Source organism: Acinetobacter brisouioides (assembly GCF_004331075.1).
In the GTDB taxonomy this organism is placed as follows: domain Bacteria; phylum Pseudomonadota; class Gammaproteobacteria; order Pseudomonadales; family Moraxellaceae; genus Acinetobacter.
In genome coordinates, this window is the sequence record NZ_SJNX01000006.1 from 66982 (window position 1) to 89912 (window position 22931).

General features: G+C 42.4%; 20 protein-coding genes and 2 tRNA genes. 5 read left to right on the top strand and 17 right to left on the bottom strand.

The window, feature by feature from the left end:
- The first annotated feature begins 4 nt into the window (after positions 1–4).
- Genes E0H77_RS09155 through E0H77_RS09175 form a run of 5 tightly spaced genes read left to right on the top strand, consistent with a single transcriptional unit; the run spans position 5 to position 3412 of the window.
- Positions 5–376, top strand: coding sequence for a Na+/H+ antiporter subunit C (locus E0H77_RS09155; protein ID WP_004754490.1), 372 nt, complete (start codon positions 5–7; stop codon positions 374–376).
- On the top strand, positions 373–2193 hold the full coding sequence (locus E0H77_RS09160) for a monovalent cation/H+ antiporter subunit D (protein WP_131377254.1): 1821 nt from the start codon (positions 373–375) through the stop codon (positions 2191–2193). The genes E0H77_RS09155 and E0H77_RS09160 overlap by 4 nt, the downstream gene beginning before the upstream one ends.
- Positions 2194–2195: 2 nt before the next feature.
- Entirely contained in the window at positions 2196–2717 is a 522-nt protein-coding gene (locus E0H77_RS09165) for a Na+/H+ antiporter subunit E (RefSeq protein WP_131377258.1), read from the top strand.
- Positions 2714–2989: a monovalent cation/H+ antiporter subunit F gene (locus tag E0H77_RS09170; protein WP_131377261.1), complete on the top strand. Its 276-nt coding sequence runs from the start codon at positions 2714–2716 to the stop codon at positions 2987–2989. The genes E0H77_RS09165 and E0H77_RS09170 overlap by 4 nt, the downstream gene beginning before the upstream one ends.
- A gap of 15 nt (positions 2990–3004) precedes the next feature.
- Positions 3005–3412 (top strand): Na+/H+ antiporter subunit G, encoded by a 408-nt coding sequence (locus E0H77_RS09175; RefSeq protein ID WP_131377264.1) that lies wholly within the window; start codon positions 3005–3007, stop codon positions 3410–3412.
- 126 nt (positions 3413–3538) lie between these two features.
- On the opposite strand, the gene E0H77_RS09180 is transcribed toward E0H77_RS09175, so the two are convergent.
- The 17 genes from E0H77_RS09180 to aroK all read right to left on the bottom strand — a co-directional run bounded on the left by E0H77_RS09180 (position 3539) and on the right by aroK (position 22928).
- A complete protein-coding gene (locus E0H77_RS09180) occupies positions 3539–4111 on the bottom strand; it encodes a hypothetical protein (RefSeq protein WP_131377267.1) in 573 nt (190 codons plus the stop codon).
- 294 nt (positions 4112–4405) lie between these two features.
- Positions 4406–4798 (bottom strand): ribosome-binding factor A, encoded by a 393-nt coding sequence (locus E0H77_RS09185; RefSeq protein WP_004754506.1) that lies wholly within the window; start codon positions 4796–4798, stop codon positions 4406–4408.
- On the bottom strand, positions 4798–7491 hold the full coding sequence (gene infB, locus E0H77_RS09190) for a translation initiation factor IF-2 (RefSeq protein ID WP_131377270.1): 2694 nt from the start codon (positions 7489–7491) through the stop codon (positions 4798–4800). The genes E0H77_RS09185 and infB overlap by 1 nt, the downstream gene beginning before the upstream one ends.
- Positions 7492–7501: 10 nt before the next feature.
- On the bottom strand, positions 7502–8986 hold the full coding sequence (gene nusA, locus E0H77_RS09195; protein ID WP_131377273.1) for a transcription termination factor NusA: 1485 nt from the start codon (positions 8984–8986) through the stop codon (positions 7502–7504).
- A 32-nt stretch (positions 8987–9018) separates the two neighbouring features.
- Positions 9019–9543, bottom strand: coding sequence for a ribosome maturation factor RimP (gene rimP, locus E0H77_RS09200; protein ID WP_131377276.1), 525 nt, complete (start codon positions 9541–9543; stop codon positions 9019–9021).
- Between the two features lie 204 nt (positions 9544–9747).
- Positions 9748–9824, bottom strand: a tRNA-Met gene (locus E0H77_RS09205).
- A gap of 64 nt (positions 9825–9888) precedes the next feature.
- Positions 9889–9965 (bottom strand) — tRNA-Met (locus E0H77_RS09210).
- Between the two features lie 448 nt (positions 9966–10413).
- Positions 10414–11103 carry a hypothetical protein gene (locus E0H77_RS09215; RefSeq protein ID WP_131377278.1) on the bottom strand — a complete coding sequence of 230 codons (690 nt, stop codon included), beginning with the start codon at positions 11101–11103 and terminating at the stop codon, positions 10414–10416.
- A 37-nt stretch (positions 11104–11140) separates the two neighbouring features.
- Positions 11141–11593, bottom strand: a complete 453-nt coding sequence (locus tag E0H77_RS09220; RefSeq protein ID WP_131377282.1) for a pilin — start codon at positions 11591–11593, stop codon at positions 11141–11143.
- Positions 11594–11850: 257 nt separating this feature from the next.
- Positions 11851–12411 (bottom strand): TPM domain-containing protein, encoded by a 561-nt coding sequence (locus E0H77_RS09225; RefSeq protein WP_131377285.1) that lies wholly within the window; start codon positions 12409–12411, stop codon positions 11851–11853.
- Positions 12405–13271 carry a TPM domain-containing protein gene (locus E0H77_RS09230; protein WP_416240511.1) on the bottom strand — a complete coding sequence of 289 codons (867 nt, stop codon included), beginning with the start codon at positions 13269–13271 and terminating at the stop codon, positions 12405–12407. The genes E0H77_RS09225 and E0H77_RS09230 overlap by 7 nt, the downstream gene beginning before the upstream one ends.
- A gap of 50 nt (positions 13272–13321) precedes the next feature.
- Positions 13322–13909, bottom strand: a complete 588-nt coding sequence (locus E0H77_RS09235) for a LemA family protein (protein ID WP_131377293.1) — start codon at positions 13907–13909, stop codon at positions 13322–13324.
- A 136-nt stretch (positions 13910–14045) separates the two neighbouring features.
- Entirely contained in the window at positions 14046–15467 is a 1422-nt protein-coding gene (locus E0H77_RS09240; protein ID WP_131377296.1) for an FAD-dependent oxidoreductase, read from the bottom strand.
- Positions 15468–15539: 72 nt separating this feature from the next.
- Positions 15540–20015, bottom strand: a complete 4476-nt coding sequence (gene gltB, locus E0H77_RS09245) for a glutamate synthase large subunit (RefSeq protein ID WP_171478334.1) — start codon at positions 20013–20015, stop codon at positions 15540–15542.
- 484 nt (positions 20016–20499) lie between these two features.
- The gene (locus tag E0H77_RS09250) at positions 20500–21279 is read right to left on the bottom strand and encodes a hypothetical protein (RefSeq protein WP_131377302.1); all 780 of its coding nucleotides are present in this window, start codon (positions 21277–21279) and stop codon (positions 20500–20502) included.
- Positions 21280–21281: 2 nt separating this feature from the next.
- A complete protein-coding gene (gene aroB, locus E0H77_RS09255; RefSeq protein ID WP_131377305.1) occupies positions 21282–22367 on the bottom strand; it encodes a 3-dehydroquinate synthase in 1086 nt (361 codons plus the stop codon).
- 18 nt (positions 22368–22385) lie between these two features.
- Complete coding sequence (gene aroK / locus E0H77_RS13905) at positions 22386–22928, bottom strand: shikimate kinase AroK (RefSeq protein ID WP_131312896.1); 543 nt, start codon at positions 22926–22928, stop codon at positions 22386–22388.
- Positions 22929–22931 lie beyond the last annotated feature (3 nt).

A 22931-nucleotide genomic window follows, 5' to 3' on the forward strand; every position in this document is an offset into this window, starting at 1 on the left:
AACAATGATTAGCTTAGAATTACTGTTAGCTTCAGGAATAGGACTACTGGTTGCAACAGGTGTGTATTTATTGCTACGGGCACGTACCTTCCCCGTGGTACTGGGTCTTGCCATGATTGGCTATGCCGTGAACCTGTTTTTATTTGCCACAGGTCGGATTCAGGTCAATGCACCTGCAATTTTGACCAGAACTACACATGTGACAGACCCCTTACCTCAAGCACTGGTACTCACCGCAATTGTGATTGGTTTTGCTACAACTGCATTTATTGTGCAACTGGCGCTACGCAGTCGCTATGAGTCAGGGACGGATCATGTCGATTCCAAAGAAATTACCGAGTTACCGGATGACCCGAGTGAGGATAAAGCATCATGATGACATGGTTTGATTTTTGGCAACAACATACGCCTATTTTTAGTATTCTCGTTCCTGCATTTACAGGCTTTATTCTCCTACTTTTAGGCAATCCTGGCTCAGGGCAACTGGCGCAAGATCATCGTCAGACATGGCGACGTGGGCTCAGTATTGTAGCGACTACTTTGGGTTTCATCACTGCAATCAGCTATTTTGTACATGCAAGTTCAGGACAAATCAGTGTCTATCAACTGAGCGAATGGTCAGCACCTTTTGGTATTGTCCTTGTGCTAGATCGACTTTCAGCATTTATGCTGCTCCTGACCTATACGCTTGCACTACCGATTATTGCCTATGCTAGTCAGGACTGGGACGCACGTGGGCGCTATTTTCATGCGCTGTTCCAGTTTTTATTAATGGGGTTATGCGGGGCATTTTTGACTGCCGACTTATTTAACCTGTTTGTATTTTTTGAAATTCTGCTGATGGCATCTTATGTTTTGCTGATTCATGGGCAAGGCAAGGCGCGCTTTCAATTGGGCATTCACTATGTGGTGATTAACCTGCTCGCCAGTACCCTATTTTTGATTGGACTTGGGCTAATTTATGCCAGTGTTGGCAGCCTGAACATGACAGATGTCGCGCGTTTATTTCCAACACTTGTCCCTGATCAGGCAGCGCTGGCTCAGGCAGGTGGTTATCTTTTATTTACTGTGTTTGCGATTAAGGCAGCGGTTTTACCTTTGGGTTTTTGGCTACCCAAAACCTATGCTGTTGCCAGCACCCCTGTCGCTGCAATTTTCACTGTGATGACCAAAGTCGGCTTATATGCAATTTTGCGGGTCAACTCGGTGATTTTCCTGAATGATCATGACCATCCCCTGTTTGATATCTTGTTAATTTTGGGATTGCTCAGTTCACTGTATGGTGTGATCGGTGCGATTGGGGCTTTGCGGTTACGACGCTTTGTCGGCTTTATGATTTTATCATCGCTGGGTACGATCTGTATTGCGATTGGCTTACACCGTACAGAAGCTTGGGCGGCAGGTTTATATTATCTGTTTCATAGCACAATCATTGGTGCAGCATTTTATTTGCTCTGTGGCTGGATTACCGCGCAGCGTGGTGAATTTAAAGACCACCTCAAAGTTGCTCCGCGTATGAAACAGGAAAAGTTGCTGTCGATCTGCTTTTTTATTATTGCCTTGATGATGGCAGGCTTACCGCCATTTAGCGGTTTTTTGGGTAAGGTGTTTATTTTACATGCTGTTCAGCAGCACCCATGGCAACTCGAGATTATTGCTGGCATCTTGGTCGTGAGCTTACTCAGTATTGTGGCGTTTATTCGTGTCGGCTTTATTTTATTTTGGCAATCGAGCGAACCTGAGGATAATCCAGAAACTCAAGCTTATCGAAACTATCAAGCGCTGCCTGCAATTGCGCCAAAAGGCAATGCGATGGCACTGTATCTGCTACTGCTGATATTGGTGGCATACGTTGCTGCGGCACAACCCATACAACGTTATTTAAGCGCAGCCAGCCTACAACTGGAGCAACAGAGTCTTTATCAACAGCATATTTTGCAACATGATCAAGATGGGCAATATATCAGCACCCAACCCTTCGATCCTGAATATATTCCCGAAACCAAATATGGCGGTGAAAACCCCGATGCGAACGCCCATCTGATTCCTGCCATCATTCACCCGAATACACTACATGGCGAACATATTTCATCTTACAAGCAACAACAGATTCATGATCAGCTGAACAATCTTCATGATGTACCCAACACCCCTGATCATGAGCAACTGAAACTACAGTCTGTGGAGCGCTAAGCATGACAAAATTCTTTTGGATTGACCGCTGCTTGCCCCACCCTTTTGTTTCAGTCATGGTCGGGCTATCTTGGCTCATGCTGTCGCATAGTTTGGATGCTTCAGACCTGCTCATGGCAGCACTACTGGCAGTATTAATTCCTAAACTGCTACAGCATTTTATTACCTACACTCCGCATATTGACTCAAAGCAAGCTATTCGACTGTTTTTTGTGGTGCTTTACGATGTCATTGTCGCGAATTTTGTAGTCGCAAAACTGGTACTTGGCTCAACGGACAAATTACAACCCAAATGGTTCCGCGTCCCGCTCGACTCTCAGCATGAACAGGTCAACTCCTTACTGGCAATGATTATTACCACGACACCCGGTACAGTCAGCTCAGGTATTGATCAGGAACGTGGGGATATTTTGGTGCATGCACTCAGTTGCAGCGACCCCCAAGCCGAAATTGATCAGATCAAACAGCGCTATGAAGCACCTTTGCTGAAAATTTTCCAAGCTAAACAAGGAGAAACACCATGATGATTTTGCCGTATGTATTGGGCATCTGCTTAATCATGATCTGTATTTCCATGTTCTTATGTCTGGTACGTTTGGTATTTGGTCCTTCGATTGTTGACCGCCTGCTGGCGCTAGACACCCTATTTCTCAATGCCACAGGTCTTGTGATCGTGCTGGGTGTGTACTGGTCAACCACGCAACTATTTGAAGGGGCACTTCTGATTGCCATGCTGGGTTTTGTGTCGACTGTTGCTTTGGCACGTTACTTCACCACAGGCCATGTGATCGACTAAGCAGGAGAATCAAACATGCAATTATTGATGGAAATCTTGGTGTCGTTTTTCCTACTGGTCGGTAGCTTTTTTATGCTGGTGGGCGGTATTGGCATGATTCGCCTACCCGATTTATTTACCCGTTTACATGCACCGACCAAATCCAGTACGCTCGGTTTGGGCAGTTTTCTGATTGCAGCCATGATCTACTGGGCATTTCAGGGACATTTTGGTTTTGCCGAATTGCTCATTACCTTACTGGCGTTTATTACTGCACCTGTATCTGCAAATTTAATGGCACAGGCGGCACTGCATTTAAAGCTACGTTCTTTAAGTGGCGATGTTCCTGAGGCGATAGAACGCCCTTTGCCTTGGGATCGTTACCGTTTGCAGCGTCAGGCACAAAAGCGTGAGCGACGCTTTAACCAGACACCTGATGAATAAGCTTGTTTTATGATGATCTGTACTCTCTTTGTCTTGCTGATGGAGAGAGTACATCCTTTTGAATCTAAGCCACGATTAAAGTAGAACAAGACTGAGGGCTCTCCTGCGAGATGTTAAATGGAGTCGTTATTCAATCTTATTAAAAATATTACTTGAAACTGATTTTCCTCCAAATGGGATCAGAAATATTAAAGCTAAATCAGTACTTTTTTCTGTAATGACTAAGTTCCCATCTTTGTCTAAAAAGATAAGAGCTGTGTAATAACTACAACTTTGACCTAAATCAGCAACACAATTTTTTGATTTTTTTACTATTTCAGTTTTATTGCTGAAATAGAATGTTTTTGATTCTCTACTTTTATCTAAATTTTCTTTGGAATATGATAATAATTTAAGTTTACGTTCACTAATTACTTGTTTATTTTCATTTAAAATTTCAACGATTAATTCTTGAGAACTAAATTTAGGAATTATTCTTAAGTATTTCCCATTTTTATCAAAAACATAAAAATATCGTCCGAGATCATTAATAGGTGATTTATCTTCTTTAGAAATATAGGATGGAGTTATAGAGAATACATAATAATTATCTTCTTGAAATTGTTGTTTATTTTTATATAAATCATTACTACGTGAATCTATAGTAATACAACTAGATACTAGTACTGAAATAAAAATTATAATAATTAGATTATTCATGTGTTTAATTTTCCTAAAATTAAAAAAATACAGCTTATACAAAATCGGTTGCTTTATTTAATATAAATCATAAACTTATTCCAAGTTGTTCCAGTATTCAGCACACAACAACGACTTTTACGTGAATCGTCACACTTTAAACCTATTCTTTAACCAGTGTTCCACGATTTCGATTAGATCCAATTAATAAGGACACCCGAACATTCACAAAATCGACAAATCATCGCTGAAACAAAACATATGAATAGCACATAGAAATACACATAAAAAAGCCACCCGAAGGTGGCTTTTTCTTTATTCTTTGTCTTGCTCAGGCAAGTCTTTGACTGCCTCAGCGATCAGACCAAACATATAGTTACCATAAGCATTGGTTTTGTCATAGTGGAAACGCAATCTTGGCGTAATACGTGTCTTGATACGACGACTCAACTCATGACGCAAGAAACCAGAAGCTTTATTTAATACGTCTAAAGTTTCTTTATTTGCTGCTTCACTTTGCTCATCACCAAGCTCACGTCCCATTACAGTGACATAAACTTCAGCATAACCCATATCTGCACTGACTTTCACCGCAGAGATGGTCACTAGACCACCTAAGCGAGGATCTTTAAGCTCCTGACGGATAAGCCCAGACAACTCACGTTGTACTGAATCTGCCATACGCTTCAGACGTTGACTACCCGCCATTAAAGACTCCGTTTCACAATCTGTACATCATACACTTCGATCTTGTCGAGTGGTTTGATGTCTTTATAACCTTTCACGGCAAGACCACATTCCATACCTGCACGAACGTCTTCAACTACATCTTTATAACGACGTAGAGATTCAAGTTCGCCCTGGAATACCACGACATCATCGCGCAAGACACGAATTGGCTTGTTACGGTGAATCACACCTTCCATGACCATACAACCCGCAGCTGCACCGAACTTGCTTGAACGAAACACTTCACGAACCTGTGCGATACCCAAGATGGTTTCACGATGTTCAGGTGCCAATTTACCGCTCATAGCATCTTTCACGTCATCGATCAATTCATAGATGACGCTGTAGTAACGAATATCGATACCGTCTTGATCGGCTTTCTGACGTGCAGTTGCATCAGCACGAACGTTAAAGCCAAGCAATACTGCTTCAGAAGATTCTGCCAAAGTCACGTCAGATTCAGTAATCGCACCAACACCAGAACTGATGATACGAACTCGTACTTCGTCCATTGACAATTCAGTCAATGCTGCATTCAAGGCTTCCAATGTACCGCGAACGTCAGTTTTAAGCACCACGTTAACGGTTGGTACATCTTTCTTGCCCATAGACGCCATGATGTTTTCAAGACGCATTGCACTTTGACGCTCAATACGTTTTTGACGCTCACGGTCTGCACGCGCATCAGCAACTTCACGTGCTTTTTTCTCATCGTTGACAACAAGAACTTCGTCACCTGCCATTGGCGCATCTGGAAGACCCAAGATTTCCACTGGAATAGAAGGGCCTGCAGATTTGATTGGCTGACCATTTTCGTCTGACATGGCACGTACACGACCATAAGATGAACCTGCAAGAACCAAGTCACCTACATTCAATGTACCGTTTTGTACCAAGATTGAAGTCACTGCACCGCGACCTTTGTCAACACGTGCTTCAATGACAACACCTTGCGCAGCACCTTCTTCAGAGGCTTGAAGTTCTAGCATTTCAGCCTGAATCAGGATCAAGTCAAGAAGTTCATCAATACCTTGACCCGAATGTGCTGAAACCAATGCAACTGGAACGTCACCGCCCCATTGTTCAGGTACGATTTCTTTGGTGGTCAATTCATTCAATACGCGATCTGGATCAGCAGATTCTTTATCCATTTTGTTGATCGCAACAATAATTGGCGTACCTGCTGCACGAGCATGGTCAATCGCTTCTGCAGTTTGTGGCATAACACCATCATCTGCTGCAACAACCAATACCACGATATCAGTCGCTTTCGCACCACGTGAACGCATTGCAGTAAACGCTGCGTGTCCCGGAGTATCTAGGAAAGTAATAATACCTTTTTGTGTTTCCACATGGTAAGCACCAATGTGCTGAGTAATACCGCCTGCTTCGCCCGCAGCCACTTTTGAACGGCGAATACGGTCAAGCAATGAGGTTTTACCATGGTCAACGTGACCCATAATCGTCACAACAGGTGGACGAGTGCTGAGTTCACCACGTTTTTGCTCAGCCGCTTCAAGTAAGTTGTCTTCGGCCTGAGTATCCGAAACAAGAATCGGGTTATGCCCCATTTCTTCAACAACAAGTGCAGCAGTATCTTGCTCAATCGATTGGTCTTGAGTTACTAATTCACCCATTTTCATGAGTGTTTTAATCACTTCGCGCACTTTTACAGCCATTTTCTGTGCAAGGTCAGCAACTACAACTGTTGAACCAATTTCAACATCATAGACTTGTTTTTTAACTGGTTTTTCAAAGCCGTGTTTATTTGACTGGCTCAATTTCAAACCGCGTTTATGATGTGCTTTCTGGAAGTTTTGTTCTTCCTGATTGCGTCCACCTTTCTTCTGGCTACGCACATCTTTGGTATTGCCACCACGTTTGATTTCGCGGTCTTCTTGATTGAAAGAATCTTCATATGCCTGGCCAACTAGACCAGCTGCAAGTGGAGAATCATCAATAACACGAATCGTTGTGGCTGCTTCGTCATTTGAATACTTAGATGCCATTTTACGCATCTGTTCAAGCGTACGCTGTTGTGCTTCTTCTGCAGCTTTACGGCGTGCTGCTTCTTCAGTCGCTTTTAGCTGTGCAGCTTGAGCTTCACGTGCTTTTTTCTGTTCGAGTGTTTCTGCTGGTTTTGGTAATGGTTTTAATGCGCCACCACCACGCTTTTTCACTACAACAGCCGTTTTAGGACTTTCAACAACTTTGTCTTGCTTTTGCGCAGCACGCATTGCTTCTAGTGTTGCTGTCGTCTTATTTTCAGTCTGACGAGGAGTTTGTTCTTGTGCACGCTGAGCATCAACTTCGGTGCGTGCTTTGCCTTCAGCTTCTAGCTTAGCTTTCGCTTCAGCTTTAATCTGTTCTGGGTCAGGCTTAGTAAAAGTATGCTTTTTACGTACTTCTACATTAATAGTTTTCGCCTTACCTGAGGTACTTGCAACTTTTGCGGTACTGGTTGTTTTACGTTTCAACGTGATTTTTCCTGCATTACCACTGTCTTGCCCATGAACTTTCTTCAAATAGCTGACAAGGGTATCTTGCTGTTCTGTAGTAATAATATCGTCGGCATGACGCTGTGACAGCCCTGCATCACGAACTTGCTCTAGAAGTTTTTCAACTGAACGCCCTACATTTTGCGCCAATTCTTTAATCGACTTGTCCGTCATTCACCACCTCCTAGTTAAACCATGATTCACGCGCTTTCATGATCAATTGACCCGCAGTTTCAGCATTTAACCCTTCAATATCTGCGATATCATCGGTAGCTTGATCTGCTAAATCATCAATCGTCACAATGCCACGACCGGCAAGTGCATAGGCAATCTCTTGTGTCATGCCTTGCATATTTAATAATGCTTCACTTGGCTCTTGAACATTTTCTTGTTGTTGCAATGCATCTGCTAAAGCAGCTTCTTTGGCACGTGTTTGTAACAACTCAACTGTGTCTGCATCCAAATCGATTTCATCGAAAGTTTCTGCAGGCACATAAGCAATTTCTTCAAGTGAAGTAAAGCCCATTTCAACCAAAGCCATCGCCAAGCCTTCATCAATATCCAGACGGGTTACAAACATGTCTAGGTATTGCTGTGCTTCGTTTTGCTGGCGCGAGCGGTATTCATCTTCAAGCATCATATCGAGCTTAAAGCCAGTCAGTTCAGAAGCTAAACGTACATTTTGACCTTGTGAGCCAATCGCACGTGCCAACTGATCACTCGTTGCAAAAATAATATCCGCAGTTTTTGCATCTTCATCAATAACAATGCCTGATACATCAGCAGGTTCTAATGCGCTGGCAATATACTGTGCTGGATCATCTGACCACACCACAACATCGATACGCTCGCCATTCAATTCTGACTGAACTGCCTGAATACGCGTACCACGCATACCAATACATGCACCCACTGGGTCAATACGATGGTCGTTGGTTTTCACAGCAATTTTAGCACGGACTCCTGCTTGACGTGCAGCTGCTTTGATTTCAATAATTTCTTCAGAAATTTCTGGAATTTCTTTTTTCATTAAAGCAATCAGCATATCAGGATGCGAACGTGACAATAATAGCTGTGCACCGCGACCTTCACGATTCACTTCATAAAGAATCGCATTCATGCGCTGTTTTGGACGCAAGATTTCCTTTGGAATCATTTGATCGCGTGCCAAATACGCTTCTGCATTGTCACCCAAGTCAATAATAAAGCCGTCTTTGGTTTGTTTTTTCACTTCACCATAGATCAACTCACCAACTTTAGCTTCATATGCATCCGCAATGAGGGCACGTTCTGCTTCACGAATTTTCTGCACAATCACTTGTTTAGCAATTTGCGCAGCAATACGACCAAATTCAATTGATTCAACTTCAAGCTCACGAATATCACCAATTGCCCATTTCGCTGGATCAACATCAGAAATTGCATCTTGGCAAGCAGGCATTTCATGATCTTCGTCTGCCACAACTTCCCATTGGCGGAAAGTGCGGTAGTCACCTGTTTTGCGGTCAATTTCAACGCGCAAACGTGCTTCTTCTGAATTTGTGCCTTCGTAGAATTTTTTCTTAGTCGCAGCAACAAGCGCTTGTTCAAGTGCTTCAAAGATGGCTTCGCGGCTTACACCTTTTTCATTACTAACCGTCTCTGCAACGGTAAGAATCTCACGACCCATAAGTCACCTATATCTCAGATTTTCTTAATAATTTAGTCTTGGTAAACTAAGTTTGCTTTGTCGATATTATGACTATCGATTTCCAGTACCTGCTGTTTTTCCACTTCAACCTGAATGGTTTCCGTGTCCAAATCCACCGCAACCAGTTTTGCCTGAAATTTACGGCGGTTATCGACAGCACTAATTAAACGCAAAGCCACTTGCTGTCCGATATAATCTTGCAGTTGTGCCAACTGGAAAAATGGGCGATCCCAACCTGGTGAAGACACTTCAAGTGCATATTCACCTGAAATCGGATCATGAACATCCAGCATTGCACCCACTTGCTGGGTCACACGGATACAGTCTTCTACACCAACACCGCGACCGTGCTCAACTTCACCATCTTCATTGATGAAAGGTTCTGCATTTGCATCTACTGGTTTATCAATATAGATGCGTAATAAAGAACGCTTACCTTGAGGTAGAAATTCAATTCCCCAAAGGTCAACGCCACAAGCATGAACTGCAGGTGCGATTAGATCTTGTAACGCTTGGGTTTTATTTGATAGTTTCATGTACTCTCGTCATTTTTGTGCAATACAACAATCGGTGAAACACCGATATAACCCTTAGTAGTGAAACACGGTTTTTTGACCAATTGATGTCGACACTACACGATCGCCAATAAAAAAGGGCGTTAATTCGCCCCATCTGTCACAACGAACAAAGCCCATTGTGCAAAAAGGCCCACCTGTATGTGAGCCTTCTCGAAAGAATCTTGGTAGCGGGAGCTGGATTTGAACCAACGACCTTCGGGTTATGAGCCCGACGAGCTACCAGACTGCTCCATCCCGCATTAACGATGCAATAGTTTAACTAAATTTTACTTTAGCTTCAATAAAGTTGCATACTTTATTGATTGGTAGCGGGAGCTGGATTTGAACCAACGACCTTCGGGTTATGAGCCCGACGAGCTACCAGACTGCTCCATCCCGCATCAACATAACTTACTTTCTGGTTTAAAGTAAGTTTTAAGTATCAGTTTACAACCGATTGGCGCATTGTATAGAAGACCTTACCTATACGCAAGCTATTTTGCACTTTTTTATTGCAATGTGCTTCAACCTGACATTTTTTGTGCAATATCAATCTTTAAGCCATACACAATTGAGCAATACAAGTTTAAAGCAGATCAATACGTCTAACTTTGTAAGAAAAAACTTACATTATTTTAAGGTTTTTTCGTCTACTTTAATTTTATGTAGGCGATTAACATAGCGCCATCAGCAAATGGAAACGAACAATGGATTTGTTCACACATGGATTGTATGCTGAGTTGTCAATGGAACGACAAAGAAAGGATATAGTTGAACTGGACGTTTGACCAAGATATTCAACCCGAGCTTGCTCGGGTTTTATCTTTTTATTTAGTTTTAGAATAAACCCTAAGCAATCTCATTATTTAATATAGAGAGTAACTGCTGAAACTCAACATCATTGACTTGAAGTTTAGCCATAATTTCTTCTTTAGTAACGTATTCATTCGGATGAATTCCTTCGGAAAGGATGTACAGTTTTATATTTTTATACTTATTCAAGATTTGAGCATAATGCTCATCAAGAAGGCCTTTTTTAGCGTTTTCTCTGGAGAATAATAAGATATGATAGGTTAAATTTTCTGAAAATCGCATATTTTTATTTTCAACTTTCTCTCCCATCTCATTTTTAGTGTTAAATTGCGTTGTTTTTCCCAAGACCTTGATGACTTCACGATGCCGAATACCACAAAAATCAAGCATAGCATCACGATTCCATCCCACATCGAGTTTAATATCAATTAAATGCGAAATCGTTTTATCATTTTCTAAAATAAAAATATCAGGATATTTAACAATGTTGGATGCCCCAAATTGTAGAGGTTGATCAACATAATAAGTACAGTGTCTTTTTATGTTTTTTGAAATAAATTGAGCCATCAGATCTTCGGCCTCCGAAGAAACAGATCGGCTACGACCACGAAAAATATTTTCTGCAATTTTTTTCGAGTTTTGCTGTTGTTTATATAAATCAACTAACTGGCTAAAAATTCTTGAGGCTTCATATTCATATACCCAATGCTCAAATAAAAAACGCATCTTTAAAAGATGCGTTTTATCAACCTAAACCTGAAAATTACAGAACAACAATACCACCAGCAGCAGCGCCTGCGGCACCACAACCTTTAGGGGCATATTTAGTATCAACTGTAGTATTACAAGTCCACACACCAGCTGCATCGCGACTTAAAGTGATAAATTTACCAGAAATTGCAGGCGTACCAGCTAAAGTACAAGTAATAGCGTTAGTCGCAGCTCCAGTAGCATCATAATTAGTAGCCCCGTAAGCTGAACATGCTGCACTTGTTGTTGCGTTAAAACCGATATCACTTAATTTAACAATTGCTGTACCGCTATTTAGCTTATCTTCATAACCTGGTTTAACCGAGGTAATTTCAGATAAAGCCGATGATACTTGAGAGCGCGCAACATAAGTTTGATATGCAGGAATTGCAATCGCAGCCAAAATACCAATGATCGCAACTACGATCATCAATTCGATTAAAGTAAAACCCTTTTGAGCGTTCATCAACATTCTCCGAAAATCATGGAAGTTATTTTGTTTGTATAATTTACTTATACAATTTGTTTGTCCAGTAATCATAGCACAGACTATGCCAGTTTTTTAATAGCTTTGATTTTAAAAGATTTAATTTTTTGTTCTGTTTTTAATCTTTAAAATTTGGCATTTGTGTAACATCTATAAGGCAAAAAATGACATTTTTTGTCAATTAATACCCTATTTTTTATATTTTTAATTAAAATTCAATCATAAATATAAAAATTTTATAAAAAAATAGGCCTATCTGCTAATTCATTCAAGTTTGTAACAGCAGGTTGCTGAGCATAAAAATATTGCAGAATTTTCCCGATCTGCTCCACTCCAATTTGTATCGCTTTCAGATATTGCTCATGTTGAATCAACTCAATCATTTGATTACAAATCTGATCCCATATTTCCTGAGAAGCAGCTTGCTGTAAACCACGATCAAAAAGCAATTCAATCCGTCGCTCACATAAATTCAAGTATAAGAGTACACCACTATTCAACGCAGTATCCCAAACCCCCAACTCGGCAAATAGCTGACATGCTCGACTATAAGTCGTGTGCCGATAGGCCAAATGACTGGGCAACTTAATCTCAATCACCACCTGAATCTCTCCACTATGCCCCAGCTCTGCCTGCTGTACAGCATGGGTAATTTGGTCACGATCTTTCGACGAAAAATACTCAGAACGCATTGAGACATAAAAAAGATGTTTCAACCAACGCCTGAGGCTTCTCGACGCAGATAAAGATCTCGCTGAGGTTACAATATGAGCTGTTCGCTTGGGTTGTATTACCATGAACCTGATGCTCCTCCACCGCCAAAACCACCACCGCCACCTCGGTAACGTCCACCACCACCTTGTGAGCCCCCACCTGTCACCATGGACAATCCCAATTGCAAAATAAGCTGTGCCAGAGAAGTAATAAGCAAGAAAAACACAATTACTCCAGCCGCCAGACTCATCAAAATCCCCACGCTCGCGACCCAACCTGCAATAATAGTTGCAACCGCAGCCAGCACTGCGCTAATCCCATCTCCAACGATCAATGATGCCACTACACCTACAATAAGAATCACCACAACATAAGACAGCATTTTTGTATAGGATTGCTGTTTAAGCAGTGCTTCTGCATGCTGTTGCTTTAACTGGTTTGCGGCTTGCTTCGCAAGTTCTGGGTCTTGATTTAAAATTTGAATAATCTCATCCAACCCCACTTGAATACCTTTTGCGTATTGTTGCTGTTGAAACAGTGGGGTCATTTGCTCACGGATAATTCGACTGAGTACAACATCGGGCAAAACACCTTCCAAGCCATAACCTGTCAGAATTTGTATATGATGATCGTTGATCGCGACCACCATCAGTAAACCATTGTCTTGCTGGCTTCGCCCCAATTTCCACTGTTCAGCAACACGCATGGCGTAATCAAAAATATCCTGCTGTCCAGTTGTTGGAACAATCAGTATTCCAATCTGCGCTTTCTGCTGCTGATATACCGTCAAAATCTTTTGGGCTAAGGCTTGCCGCTCTGCAACTGTCAATACGTGAGCCTGATCAATTACAGGCTGATCCAGTGCGGGTAAAATCATCGTTGTCGCTTCAGATGCAGCAGAATCATCTGCCCAAAGGAGCTGGCTACTCCAACATATGAGCATCCATAAACACAATATTCTGCTGATCTGCCACATCACGACCACCTTTTCAATCAGAATGAAACTGTTGGTGCTTTGTCTGCCCCTGTTTCAGCACTAAAGTTAGGACGAGTTTTCATACCGATCACTTTTGCTGTTAATGATTGTGGGAACTGGCGTACATACGTATTGTAATCCTGCACAGTTGAAATATAGCGTTTACGCGCGACTGCTATGCGATTTTCAGTTCCTTCAAGTTGTGCTTGCAAATCTAAAAATTGCTGATTGGCTTTTAAATTAGGATAATTTTCTGAGACTGCAATTAAACGTGAAAGTGCTGAGCCAAGTTGAGCTTGTGCCTGTTGGAATTTCTGAAAAGCGGCTGGGTCTTGCAAGGTTTGCACATCGATTTTTAAACTTGCCACACTGGCGCGTGCTTGTGTGACTTGGACTAAAACGTCTTTTTCATGTTTGACATAGCCTTTCACCACATTGACCAGATTGGGCACAAGATCAGCACGGCGCTGATACTGATTTTCAACTTCTGACCATGCTGCATTGACCGCCTCATCTTTGGCTTGTAAGTTGTTATAGCCACAACCCGAAACCAGTAGCATTGAGGTAAGCAAGATCGCCAATGCCATTCGTTTGATTAAGCTCATATGTGATATCCGTATTATTGTTATTTAATATCTCCAATTTATTGTATGTGATTATTTTATCAACAGCTACTTTTTTATAGACATGAAAAACCCCAATCGAAATTGGGGTTTTTAGTATTTTTAGACTTTATATTGATTAAACATCAAGATAGTCCAAAATGCCTTCTGCTGCTTGACGACCTTCCCAAATCGCAGTCACGACAAGGTCAGAACCACGTACCATGTCACCACCTGCAAAGATTTTCGGGTTTGAAGTCTGGAATTTGAATTCCTGCTGTTCAACAGCAACCACACGACCTGAACCATCCATCGAAATGTTTACATCATCAAACCAGTCGGCTGGACTTGGGCGGAAACCAAATGCTAACAGGACTGCATCTGCAGGTAAAATTTCTTCTGAACCTGGCACTGGTTCTGGGCTACGGCGACCACGACTATCGGGTTCACCCAATTGAGTTGTCACAACTTTAATGCCCGTTACTTTTCCATTTTCACCGACAACTTCAATTGGTTGGCGGTTAAACAGGAAGTTCACACCTTCTTCGCGTGCATTGTTCACTTCACGGCGCGAACCTGGCATGTTGGCTTCATCACGGCGGTATGCACAAGTCACTTCAGCAGCACCTTGACGAATCGAAGTACGGTTACAGTCCATCGCGGTGTCACCACCACCCAGCACAATTACCTTCTTGCCTTCCATACTGATGTATTCAGCCGCATCTTTTTCCCAACCCTGACAACGGTTGACGTTGGCAATCAGGAAATCAAGCGCATCATGCACACCTTCAAGGTCTTCGCCTGGGAATCCACCTTTCATATAGGTGTAGGTTCCCATGCCCATGAACACAGCATCGTATTCTTCAAGTAATTGAGCAATCGTGACATCTTTACCAATTTCGGTATTTAAACGGAAATCAACGCCCATGCCGTGGAAAATTTCACGGCGACGTTTCATTACATCTTTTTCCATTTTGAATTCTGGAATACCAAAAGTCAGCAACCCACCAATTTCAGGGCGCTTATCAAAAACCACAGGTTTTACACCATTGCGTACTAAAATGTCCGCACAGCCTAAACCTGCTGGTCCTGCACCAATAATGGCAACTTTTTTGTCAGTCCATTTCACACTGGACATATCTGGGCGCCAGCCCAAAGCAAAGGCGGTGTCATTGATATATTTTTCAGCATTACCAATGGTCACTGCACCAAAACCGTCATTGAGGGTACATGCACCTTCACACAAACGGTCTTGTGGGCAAACGCGACCACAAACTTCTGGTAAGGTATTGGTTTGGTGACACAATTCCGCCGCTTGAAAAATACGACCTTCAGAAATCAGCTTTAACCAGTTCGGAATATAGTTATGCACTGGGCATTTCCATTCACAGTACGGGTTACCACAACCTAAACAACGGTGTGTTTGGTTTTGGGCAACTTCCGCAGTAAATGGTTTATAAATTTCCACAAACTCTGCTTTGCGGACAGTAATATCTTTTTTCTCTGGATCTTGGCGTGCTACATCCAGAAATTGAAAGTCATTATTTAGGCGCTCTGCCATTGTTCTCTCCGTGGGCAAGTGTGAATAACGCATAGGTTAATCACACCGACCTGTCAATCTTGAGTAGTGGAATTATTGAGGATCAGCTTTCATTTTTTTCAACAGAGTCTGGAAGTTGGCAGCTTTTGGTTTCACCAACCAGAACTTACGACTGTAGAAATCAAACTCATTGCGGATCTTATACGCCCAAGCACTACCTGTTTCAGCAATATGCTCATCCAAAATACGAAGCAAGAATTCCTGATGGTCTTCCATCGATTCGGTTGAAATACGAGTCAAGTCAATCAACTCGTGGTTATAGTAGTCCACGAAGTCATTGTCAAGGTCAAGTACATAAGCAAAACCACCTGTCATGCCTGCACCAAAGTTATGACCCACTTTACCCAGTACGGTTACGATACCACCTGTCATGTATTCACAGCAGTGGTCGCCGGCACCTTCAATTACCGCAAAGGCACCTGAGTTACGTACCGCGAAACGTTCACCCGCAGTACCTGCTGCAAACAACTTACCGCCCGTTGCACCATACAAGCAAGTGTTACCAATGATGGCAGTATTTTGAGTTTGGAATGGTGAACCTTTTGGTGGGAAGATCGAAACTCGTCCGCCAGCCATACCTTTACCGACATAATCGTTGGCATCGCCTTCAAGTTTGATATGTAAACCACCTGCGTTCCACACACCTAAAGACTGGCCTGCTGTACCTGTCAAGTTCAAGATGACAGGATGTGCTTCCATACTTAAATCGCCATAACGACGTGCAATTTCGCCAGATAAACGCGCACCAATTGAACGGTCACAGTTGCTGACTGTATAAGAGAACTCACCACCCTGACCAGCTTCAATAGCAGGAAGGGTTTCAGTGATCATTTTCTCTGCCAATACACCTTTGTCGAAAGGTTCATTGCCTTGAACTTGGCAGTACTGTGCTTTACCTTCAGCCGATGGATGTGACTGTAACAATGGAGTCAAATCAAGATGTGCATGTTTGTCAGTTTCACCTGGCAATACTTCTAGCAAATCGACACGACCGATCAAGTCTTTTAATGATGCAACACCCAGCGCAGCCAACCACTCACGTGTTTCTTCCGCAATAAAGTGGAAGAAATTGATCAGCATTTCAGGCTCACCGATATAGTGTTCCTGACGCAAATGATCCTGCTGAGTTGCAACACCTGTTGCACAGTTGTTCAAATGGCAGATACGTAGATATTTACAACCTAAAGCAATCATTGGTGTTGAACCAAAGCCAAAGCTTTCTGCACCCAAGATCGCAGCTTTTACAACATCTAAACCTGTTTTTAAACCACCATCGGTTTGAACACGGACTTTGCCACGCAAGTCATTGACACGTAGTGCCTGATGCGCTTCGCTTAGACCCAATTCCCACGGAGAACCCGCATGGTGAATTGAAGACAATGGTGATGCTGCTGTACCACCGTCATAACCTGAAATGGTAATGAAGTCAGCATAAGCTTTCGCAACACCTGCGGCAATCGTGCCCACGCCCGGTTCAGAGACCAGTTTCACTGATACCATCGCTTTTGGATTGACTTGTTTTAAGTCAAAGATGAGCTGTGACAAATCTTCAATTGAGTAAATGTCATGGTGCGGTGGCGGAGAAATTAGAGTCACACCAGGTACAGAGTAACGTAAACGCGCAATCAGGCTGTTGACTTTACCACCTGGTAACTGACCACCTTCACCCGGTTTTGCACCTTGCGCCACTTTAATTTGCAACACTTCTGCTGAAGTTAAATATGCAGGTGTTACACCAAAACGACCAGACGCGATCTGTTTGATTTTCGAGTTACGAATCGTGCCGTAACGCGCAGGGTCTTCACCACCCTCACCAGAGTTCGAACGACCACCGATAGTGTTCATGGCAATCGCAATCGCTTCATGCGCTTCAGGAGAAAGTGCACCCAAAGACATGCCCGCTGAGTCGAAGCGCGGAAGAATTTCTTTAACCGATTCAACTTGATCCAGTGCAATCGAGTTCGTAGTTTTCAACTTGAATAAGTCACGAATCGTTGCCACTGGGCGGTTATTTACCAGTTCTGCATATTCTTTAAAGTCTTCGTATTTGCCTGAACGTACAGACTTGTGTAAGGCATTGATCACGTCAGGGTTAAATGCGTGATATTCCTTACCAAATACGAATTTCAGCATACCGCCTTGGTCAATCGGCTTACGGTTTTTCCACGCCAAATCAGCCAGTTTTTTCTGATCATTTTCAAGATCAACAAATGTTGCACCCTGAATACGGCTTGGTACACCTGTAAAGCACTGATCCACCACTTCTCGAGATAAACCAACTGCTTCAAACAATTGACCACCACGATAAGACGCAACTGTTGAAATTCCCATTTTAGAGAGAACTTTCAATAAGCCCTTTTCAATTCCTTTACGGAAGTTCGCTTGTGCGTGAATTGGATCGCCGAGCAACTCGCCTTTTGCGATCAAGTCATTGATCACATCGTATGCCAAATATGGATAAATCGCTGTTGCACCGAAGCCCAAGATCACCGCAAACTGATGCGGGTCACGTGCAACTGCAGTTTCCAAAATCAAGTTCGCATCAGTACGCAAACCTGTTTTGCTTAAATAATGGTGAATCGCACCTGTTGCTAGCACAGCATTGGCTGGTAAATAACCTTCACGGATTTTTTTATCAGAAATGACCAATAAAGTTTTACCATCACGAACAGCTTGCGCAGCTTCTTCACAAATACGTGTAATCGCAGCTTGTAAACCTTCAGATTCAGGATAGTTCAGGTCGATATCGGCAATGTCGTAACCTTTGCGACCCAAAGTACGCAACTGATGCATTTTTGAATTTGTAAGCACTGGGCTTGAAATGATCAAACGATCAGCATGTTCAGGGCTTTGTTCAAATACGTTTTGCTCACGTCCCATGCAAGTTTCAAGCGACATCACAATCGATTCACGTAATGGGTCGATTGGTGGGTTAGTCACCTGAGCAAACTGCTGGCGGAAGAAATCTGACACATGGCGTACTTGGCGCGACAATACCGCCATTGGGGTATCATCCCCCATTGAACCAACGGCTTCCTGACCACTTTCTGCAATCGGACGCAATAACTGATCACGTTCTTCAAAAGTGACCATAAACATTTTTTGAGCAGCTTTCAGGTGATCACCTGTTAAACCTTTGTCGCTTAAATGCTCTTCAAGCTCTGGACTACCTTGTAAACGCACCGCATTTTCACGTAACCATTGACGGTATGGGCGCATTTTTTTCAGGTGGTTGTTGACATCATTGGTTTCAAGCAATTTACCTGTAACCGTATCGATCACCAAGATTTGACCAGGCCCTACACGACCTTTTGAAATCACATCTTCAGGTTCGTAATCCCAAACCCCAATTTCTGATGCGAGAGTCATGTAACCATTTTTGGTAATCACCCAACGTGCTGGACGCAAACCATTACGGTCAAGCATACAAATCGCATGGCGACCATCCTGAATCACAAGACCCGCTGGGCCATCCCATGCTTCCATATGTTTTGAGTTGAACTCATAGAATGCGCGTAAGTCCGCATCTAAAGTTTCAACATTTTGCCATGCTGGTGGTACAAGCATACGCAATGCACGGAACAAGTCCATACCACCGCCAACCAAAACCTCAAGCATGTTATCAAGGCTTGAAGAATCTGAGCCTGTCAAGTTCACTAGTGGATTGAGATCTGTTAAACCTGGCAATAATGGGTTTTCAAATTTTGGAGTACGTGCCAGAGCCCAGTTACGGTTAGCTGTAATAGTGTTAATTTCACCATTATGTGCTAAATAACGGAATGGCTGAGCCAACTGCCAACGCGGTAATGTGTTGGTTGAGAAGCGTTGGTGGAACACGACAATATGCGATTCTAAACGCTCATCGGCAAGGTCTGTATAGAAGTCAGCAATCGCTGCTGGCATCATCAAGCCTTTATAGCTAATCACATTTGAGCTTAATGTTGTCACATAAAATGAAGCATCATTATATAATTTTTCTTCTGCACGGCGGCGTGCCATAAACAGCTTACGGTTGAATTCAACTTCGCTTACACCCATTGGGCAGTTTACGATAACTTGTTCAAATACAGGCAAAGATTGTAATGCAATTTCACCAAGTACTTCGGTATTGGTTGGCACAACACGCCAAGCAAGTACACGTAAGCCTTCTTCATCCAGCTCTTTGGTGAGCACATTTTTTGAATGTTGCGCTAAAGCAGGGTCAATATTTAGAAAAACAGTACCTACAGCAAAAATTTCGCTTAAAGTTACATCACTGAGTTTCTTGGCTTCTTCGCGGAAAAAGGCTTTGGGCATGGCTAATAATAAGCCACATCCATCTCCGGTTTTACCATCGGCGGCAATCCCACCACGGTGCGTCATGCAACTTAAACTATGAATTGCAGTTTTCACAAGATGATGACTCGCATCTCCCTGCATATGGGCAATAAGCCCAAATCCACAGTTATCCTTAAACTCATCAGGTTGATATAAACCTTGAGCGGGAGCTACAGTATTTGGCGATGGCATGTGCATAGCGTACCCTTCTTTTCAACATTGCTCGAATGAGCATTACATATTTCAAATTCCCTTGGCGACTTAAGCCTCAGACCTCGCAGCAAGCGCGCAAACAGCTCTCAAGAATAGCCTTTTTTAGACTAATCTTGCATTACTTTTGTGACAAAAATATGCTTTTCTGCGTGACACTTTGGTCGTGTCTGGACTGGAAGCTATTACGCCCACATTGAATCTCTTTGCTCCAAAATAAGGACAATTAACTCAACTCATGCACCATTTAAGCAAAAAATATGCCAAATAGTATATTCAATATATAAAGTTCATATATTTCATATAAATAAACTTAAAAAACATCACAAATCAGCTTTAAGTTCTTTAAAATTACGCACTATTTTTGTGCACTATTTATATCTTGATTATTTTTTGCTTTATTTTAGAACTTTTTTCACACAGTTTGTTTTTTTTAAAATGCACCAAAATGTAACATTTTAAAATTTTAATGCGGTACTGAAGCTTCCAAGCCTGCCGACTGGGTCACACTTACCACATTCCCATCCCGATCATGACGGGTAACTGTCGTTTGCAAAGCATGTGAAACAGGTGCAACAACAGATGCTGAGCTGGCTTTAGGCACAATTGCAGGTGGAGGTATCACTGCTGGCTTTAACTCGATGGAGTATAGCTTCTGATTTGACAGCTCTTCTGCTCCCATATCATTAACTAAGTCGGTATAATCTTTAAATTGCACTATTTTTGGGTGAATCGATTTAGGTAAACCCAAATTTAACGACTGTAGCTGTTGTTCAGCATCAGCCTCTCCAGCATAGTTACCATAGAGCAAAACATAGCGCTCGGGTTGATGTTCAGCCGCTAAACGCAAATAAATAAATTTGTTACGATCTGATCGTTTGTCTAGAAAATCCTGAATGATTTCTTCTTTACTGGTGATAAAAAGCTCCAGACTATAATTGTTTAGATTTTCCTGAATAAAATGCGTACCACGAAATTCCGCACTATGCTGACCTGAAGCAACTACACGTGTGGTTTGTTGCAATGGGCGCACTTCATTGACCATAACGCCCAAATTTGAAATTGCAGATAATTTTTCAGCTTGAAACTGTGGCTGAACATCTTCTTCAACAGGTGTAGAAGCTTGTTTTAATGGTTGTGTATTAATTAAAAATAAACAAGCCCCAGCAACCACCAAGCAGACGCCCCCACCAATCAATAAAATTCGACGTATTATGGTTGTATCTGCTGGGTGTTGTTCTAACATGCTTATGCCTTTTCCTGATTTGCCAAAATTGCCTGCTGCATTAACTCGACATCAAAGTCTTTCGTAATGATAGCTTGCCCCAATTGACGCATGAGCACTAAACGCAACTGTCCATTCAGAACTTTTTTATCATGTGACATAAATGATAGAAACTCATCGAGGGGAATTGCAGGGCATTTTATCGGTAACTTGGCACGCTGAATAATATTTTTTGTGCGTAGAACATCTGCTTCTGAAATCCAGCCTAACCGCCATGATAAATCCGCCGCCATAACCATCCCAGTTGCAACTGCCTCTCCATGCAACCAAACCCCATAACCTAGATAAGATTCAATCGCATGACCGAATGTATGCCCCAAATTAAGTAATGCACGCTCGCCCTGCTCTTTTTCATCATTAGCAACAATACGCGCTTTATGGGCACAGGAGCGATAAACCGCTTCAGCAAGTAATGTTTCATCCCCTGCAACCAGTGCATCAATATGCTGTTCAAGCCATATCAAAAATTCAACATCACCTAAAAGTGCATATTTAATCACTTCCGCCAAACCGGCCGATAATTCACGCGGTGGCAATGTTTTAAGCTGCGCCATATCAGCAAGGACAACTTGAGGCTGCTTAAATGCCCCGATCATGTTCTTACCTAATGGATGATTAATCCCTGTTTTGCCACCCACACTTGAGTCCACCTGAGAAAGTAATGTGGTTGGCACCTGAATAAAATATACACCACGCTGAAAACTGGCTGCTGCAAAACCAGCCATATCACCAATGACACCACCACCTAATGCAAGTACAGTACAATCGCGGTTAAAACCAGATGACAATAGCGCATCAAAAATCAAATTAAGATGTTCAATATTTTTATACCGTTCACCGTCTGGCAAAATGCAATGTGCAACCGTTTTGCCTAAATTATGTAATGCTTGCTCATAATGCTGCAAATATAAAGGTGCAACCGTATCATTCGATACAATCATCACTTGCTTACCCAAAACATAAGGTGCAAGTAACCGCTCAGGGTCAAGTTGACTACCAATATAGATTGGATAACGACGATCACCCAATTCGACATATAACGTTTGCATATTAAAACCAGAAAATATTTAAATTGAATAATTTACAGCAATATCCTTCAGGATTTTTTGCGCCAGTTCCCGAGCGCCGCCCTGATGGGTATCAATCACATAGTGCGCAATTTCCCGATACAGGGGATCGCGCAAAGTTAGTAAATCTTGTAGACGTTTTTCGGGATTTTCAACTTGCAGCAAAGGGCGGTTTTTATCACGATAGGTTCTTTGCAACTGCACTTCTACAGGTGCAAATAAATAAACCACAATGCCTCGTTGATGTAAGGCATTGCGATTTGGTAATTGAGTAACGACTCCACCACCTGTTGCGAGCACCAAATTAGAACGTCTGGTCAATTCATCAATGACCAACTGTTCTCGCTGACGAAAACCCAGTTCACCTTCTTTTTCAAAAATCCAAGGAATCGAAGCACCTGTTTTTCGTTCAATTTCGTGATCACTATCGACAAACTCGCGACCTAACAGTTCCGCAAGATGTCGACCAACAGTCGTCTTTCCAGCCCCCATGGGCCCTACCAAGTAAATATTTGGCAGGGGATTGAATGCTTTGTTTGGCAAGGA

Excerpts from the sequence above, each read along its gene's own strand:
- E0H77_RS09185 (WP_004754506.1), bottom strand. The coding sequence starts at position 4,798 with ATGGCGGGTAGTCAACGTCTGAAGCGTATGGCAGATTCAGTACAACGT.
- gltB (WP_171478334.1), bottom strand. The coding sequence starts at position 20,015 with ATGCCATCGCCAAATACTGTAGCTCCCGCTCAAGGTTTATATCAACCT.
- E0H77_RS09165 (WP_131377258.1), top strand. The coding sequence starts at position 2,196 with ATGACAAAATTCTTTTGGATTGACCGCTGCTTGCCCCACCCTTTTGTT.
- E0H77_RS09235 (WP_131377293.1), bottom strand. The coding sequence starts at position 13,909 with ATGAGCTTAATCAAACGAATGGCATTGGCGATCTTGCTTACCTCAATG.
- aroB (WP_131377305.1), bottom strand. The coding sequence starts at position 22,367 with ATGCAAACGTTATATGTCGAATTGGGTGATCGTCGTTATCCAATCTAT.
- E0H77_RS09155 (WP_004754490.1), top strand. The coding sequence starts at position 5 with ATGATTAGCTTAGAATTACTGTTAGCTTCAGGAATAGGACTACTGGTT.
- E0H77_RS09180 (WP_131377267.1), bottom strand. The coding sequence starts at position 4,111 with ATGAATAATCTAATTATTATAATTTTTATTTCAGTACTAGTATCTAGT.
- rimP (WP_131377276.1), bottom strand. The coding sequence starts at position 9,543 with ATGAAACTATCAAATAAAACCCAAGCGTTACAAGATCTAATCGCACCT.
- E0H77_RS09160 (WP_131377254.1), top strand. The coding sequence starts at position 373 with ATGATGACATGGTTTGATTTTTGGCAACAACATACGCCTATTTTTAGT.
- infB (WP_131377270.1), bottom strand. The coding sequence starts at position 7,491 with ATGACGGACAAGTCGATTAAAGAATTGGCGCAAAATGTAGGGCGTTCA.
- E0H77_RS09250 (WP_131377302.1), bottom strand. The coding sequence starts at position 21,279 with ATGTTAGAACAACACCCAGCAGATACAACCATAATACGTCGAATTTTA.
- E0H77_RS09170 (WP_131377261.1), top strand. The coding sequence starts at position 2,714 with ATGATGATTTTGCCGTATGTATTGGGCATCTGCTTAATCATGATCTGT.
- E0H77_RS09240 (WP_131377296.1), bottom strand. The coding sequence starts at position 15,467 with ATGGCAGAGCGCCTAAATAATGACTTTCAATTTCTGGATGTAGCACGC.
- nusA (WP_131377273.1), bottom strand. The coding sequence starts at position 8,986 with ATGGGTCGTGAGATTCTTACCGTTGCAGAGACGGTTAGTAATGAAAAA.
- E0H77_RS09225 (WP_131377285.1), bottom strand. The coding sequence starts at position 12,411 with ATGGTAATACAACCCAAGCGAACAGCTCATATTGTAACCTCAGCGAGA.
- E0H77_RS09215 (WP_131377278.1), bottom strand. The coding sequence starts at position 11,103 with ATGCGTTTTTTATTTGAGCATTGGGTATATGAATATGAAGCCTCAAGA.
- E0H77_RS09220 (WP_131377282.1), bottom strand. The coding sequence starts at position 11,593 with ATGAACGCTCAAAAGGGTTTTACTTTAATCGAATTGATGATCGTAGTT.
- E0H77_RS09175 (WP_131377264.1), top strand. The coding sequence starts at position 3,005 with ATGCAATTATTGATGGAAATCTTGGTGTCGTTTTTCCTACTGGTCGGT.
- E0H77_RS09230 (WP_416240511.1), bottom strand. The coding sequence starts at position 13,271 with ATGCTCATATGTTGGAGTAGCCAGCTCCTTTGGGCAGATGATTCTGCT.